Source organism: Enterobacter wuhouensis (genome assembly GCF_004331265.1).
GTDB lineage: Bacteria > Pseudomonadota > Gammaproteobacteria > Enterobacterales > Enterobacteriaceae > Enterobacter > Enterobacter wuhouensis.
This window is the reverse complement of sequence record NZ_SJOO01000026.1, coordinates 1-3,554: the sequence shown is the minus strand read 5'-3', so window position 1 is coordinate 3,554 and position 3,554 is coordinate 1. Positions and strand designations below refer to the sequence as shown.

Annotated in this window: 5 protein-coding genes and 1 pseudogene; all 6 read right to left on the bottom strand. The window is 45.8% G+C overall.

Annotated elements, in window-relative coordinates; genetic code table 11:
• Positions 1-765, bottom strand: a pseudogene (locus E0L20_RS23685) (type VI secretion system Vgr family protein); the annotation flags it as partial.
• Positions 764-1,456, bottom strand: a complete 693-nt coding sequence (locus E0L20_RS23680) for an Imm52 family immunity protein (RefSeq protein ID WP_131636017.1) — start codon at positions 1,454-1,456, stop codon at positions 764-766. The pseudogene E0L20_RS23685 and the gene E0L20_RS23680, both read right to left, overlap by 2 nt.
• Before the next feature lie 9 nt (positions 1,457-1,465).
• The gene (locus E0L20_RS23675) at positions 1,466-2,134 is read right to left on the bottom strand and encodes a restriction endonuclease fold toxin 5 domain-containing protein (RefSeq protein ID WP_131636016.1); all 669 of its coding nucleotides are present in this window, start codon (positions 2,132-2,134) and stop codon (positions 1,466-1,468) included.
• Complete coding sequence (locus E0L20_RS23670; RefSeq protein WP_131636015.1) at positions 2,127-2,483, bottom strand: hypothetical protein; 357 nt, start codon at positions 2,481-2,483, stop codon at positions 2,127-2,129. Before E0L20_RS23670 ends, E0L20_RS23675 begins: the two co-directional genes overlap by 8 nt.
• A gap of 1 nt (position 2,484) precedes the next feature.
• Positions 2,485-3,018, bottom strand: a complete 534-nt coding sequence (locus E0L20_RS23665) for a DUF4123 domain-containing protein (protein WP_242673436.1) — start codon at positions 3,016-3,018, stop codon at positions 2,485-2,487.
• The coding region (locus tag E0L20_RS23660) for a DUF2345 domain-containing protein (protein ID WP_131636014.1) at positions 3,015-3,554 on the bottom strand (540 nt) is incomplete at its 5' end. The genes E0L20_RS23665 and E0L20_RS23660, both read right to left, overlap by 4 nt.

Genomic DNA, 3,554 nt, shown 5'->3' with positions numbered 1-3,554 from the left:
GTGAGCGTAGATATCGTTCTTCTCCCGGCTCTCAATCCGCGCCGGAAGCGTGCCGTGGATTTCCGGGCGCGGGATGTCCACCGGGCGGAAACAGTAACGCTCGGTGTAGGGTATGCCCCAGACCGACACGTGCAGGCGGGAATCACGGGCACCCCGGAAGGTCACCAGCGTGATGAGTACGCCCTCTTTCAGGGCGGTAATGACATCGCCCTGCGGCTCCAGCACCTGACCGGGCGCGAGGTGTGAGGCGTTGCTGAACAGGTGAATACGGGCTGATTTATTCAGTTCCCGCTCGTGATGAAGCCGGGCGTAAAACGCGCCGGATTCGGTTTCCGGCTCCGGGCTGGCGTCGTCACCCGCGTCACGGTAAGGCGCGGCGTAGCGGTAATGCTCCCCGGTGGTGACCGCATCACTGCGCACGCTGACCGTCGCATCCATCGGCGTGGAGGCGGTCCGGTAGTTGTAATCACGTGTGGTGACGGTGCCGGTGGCAATCCTGCGCCACGTCCGCACATCCCAGACCGACTCTGCCGCACCGTCAAACAGCCCCGATGGCTCGCGGTACGGCAGGCGCACGTCAAACCGGTAGTTAAGCTGGCTGTCGGCAAAAATGTACACATCCAGCTCACGGGTGTCATCCATCTCCGTACGCCAGTAAATCCCCACCTCGGACAGAATGCGCTGAATGAACTGCAAATCCGTTTCCCGCCACTGGGAGATAATTTCACGCGGCGGGTAGGTGCGCTCCAGCCTGAATTCAAAGTTACAATCCTTTGATTAAAGGTAATAAACCATTCGCTGCTAGTTCTATCTCCACATTATTTGCGCATGTAATATCAAATGGCTCTTTACCATTAAACACTGATTTAGATATAACTATGGTTCCGGCATTGTTTTCGATATCAAATACTTTATATGCGGATGGAACATGCTCGTGTTTTATCCTTACAGGCAAATATAACATCCAACCAACTGGTAATCGATCATCAAACACTTCCCTTTGATTGAATCTATATTGCTCTGTATCAAGGAGTATATATTTAAAGCACCATCCATTATAATTAACCATAGCCTTAAATATATAAACAAAATTATCTACATCATTATAACTAGATAATGATTTAATTGTCACTGTGAGTAAATATCTTTCATTTGAAATAGATGGTGTGTTTTTATATAAAATGGTTATGATACTATCATCTTCATTTTCATCAGCCAGAACTACGCTTATAGGCTTCTTATTTACAATCAAATAATCGACATAGGCCAATGCATCGTCAGAAATACCAAGTTCGTTTAGGGCTATAATTTTCTTTGAAGGATGTGCAATTAACCAAATTTTTTTCTTCTCAACCCAACTGGGCAAAGCATCGATCAAATATCTCAGTTCTTTAAACAACTGAACAGCAGTTAAAATATCTTTTCTGTAAAGTAAAGAATGAATTTTGTAATGCATAAAACCACCTCAACCTGGAAATATATTTTTTATGTAATCTAAAGGCATAGGTTTGTAGATAACGTTTATATCCAAACCTTCTAAAGCAAATTCAATTCTGGCATACTTAGCACTTATGGGTTGCATAAAATACCATTCTAACTTACCAGGCGGCATGCCTTTAATTGCACAAGCATTCTGCGCTGTAGCTTGCTTTATAAAAAGACCCTCACCAAAATTCTTTATAGTCATGAAAAACTTGACATCCCCATTACTGTCAAAAAATTGGTCATAGTTGGCCTTACTTTCTTTCAGTACGCATTCTTTCGGCGCAAATCCATCAAATGCCACGCCATAAGTCCATTCCATTATTTTCATAACAGGAAAATGAATAGGTAGCTGACAAATATAAAACTGATACGCAATACTGACATCAGACCAACCTTCTATATTCTGTAATGTAACCTGCCCTTGAGTATAGACACACTGATCACACCCTTCCTCACTCAATTCTTTAGTCATTGTTGCAGCTTCTGCTTTCACTTTCTCCATTTCAGCCATCCGTACAAGATATGCTTCCCTGGCAGAATCAAGCTCCTGAATAATCCCAATCACCCCTCCCAGGCGGCCTCCCCTGGCTTGCGGAAAAGTACCTGTTCTGCCAGATGGAACGGGAAACGTACTTCCGATATCACTCATTAGCTTCTCCGAACATTCTTTTTACCAGATTTCCTCTGATTTGTTGATAATTTATGTATTCACTTTCGGTGCTTTCTTCACCATTTAGTAACCAGTCTTGCATCGCTTTCGTTTTATAGAAATAGGGCTCAAAGGCATTCATTATCAAAAAATCTGTTTTAACCTCTTGATTATGAAAATCGTGAATATTCAAGAACTCATCAGCATCTTTAAGCCTTGTAAGTAATTCATTATCATCGGAAAGAGAGGGTGAGTTTCTGACAATAACCTCATGCAGGCGCTTAATATAATTGAGACTTTCTCTTTGAGTAAGCTGTTCAAGCTGCTGCTGAGATAGTTTTATTACCACTTTAACTCCCCCTATCCTTCAACCATCGACCAGTGTAATAACTAGCTTTGCTCTTCATATCCATCATTTCCCCATCCACCTGAAAAACCCTTTCTTTTGTTCGATTAATAAATTGCATATAGTGAGTTTCTTCCAGCAAAAATTCGATTTCAGCCAAAATTCGTGGATCATAAAATCGGAAAAGAGCGCACCGACCATCCGGCAACTGTAAATTGAGAAAGGTTCTGAAATGGTCAATTAAACTTTCAAGAGATTCGGAGGAAATTATCCACGAAACAGATGGAACAGCCTCCGCCAGTTGTTTCAGTTTGTCACGATGGCTTACCGAGTTATTGAGACGAAATAACCAGGGCCCAGCAAAAGCAAGACGGGCGTCAGGCCAGCTATTTAAAAATGGTTCAGCAACTCCCTGTTCGTGCTGAATCTCATCCCCGAAATGACGCTCATATTGCAAGCCGTCAACAAGTGCAAACAATGAACAATCAGGATAGGACATTAAAGATCTCATAATTAAATTATATGAATTATTAATCATGATTCCCCCCGTATGACGAAAGCATTACCATTCATCGCAGCTTTCATCAGGCAACTCAGGCAAATCCCGCCGCCCGTCGCTGCCTTAACCGGCATACTCACCGCCCCCGCCGCCATCGTTCTCCTCACTTTGCGCAGATACGTTGCCGTCGTACCGTACTCCACCTTCCCCGCCTCCAGCCGCAGGTAGCCCCCCCCGCCGATAAGCGTGATGCGTTTCTTTCCGGCAAACGAGATGTCGCTCGCCGAGCTTATCGTCAGCTTCTTCTCCGCAAACAGCCTCATATTGCCGTTCTGCGCCTGCGCCTCCACGGGGCCTTCGCCGGATTTCAGGCTCAGTTGTCCGGTGCGGGCAAACAGACCGAGCTTTTCTCCGGCGAGGGCGGCCATGTTACCCATGACGCCAGTGCTGATATCCCCGCCTGCACTGATGGCAACATTTTTTGTGGCTGTCATTTGCAGATGCTCACCGCTGGTCAGCGCCGCCCCTTCCGGGGCGGACATCAGCAGCGCCTCATTGAGCGGCTTCAGACGCTC

Coding starts and splice junctions, on each gene's coding strand:
- E0L20_RS23680 (WP_131636017.1), bottom strand. CDS start 1,456: ATGCATTACAAAATTCATTCTTTACTTTACAGAAAAGATATTTTAACT.
- E0L20_RS23675 (WP_131636016.1), bottom strand. CDS start 2,134: ATGAGTGATATCGGAAGTACGTTTCCCGTTCCATCTGGCAGAACAGGT.
- E0L20_RS23665 (WP_242673436.1), bottom strand. CDS start 3,018: ATGATTAATAATTCATATAATTTAATTATGAGATCTTTAATGTCCTAT.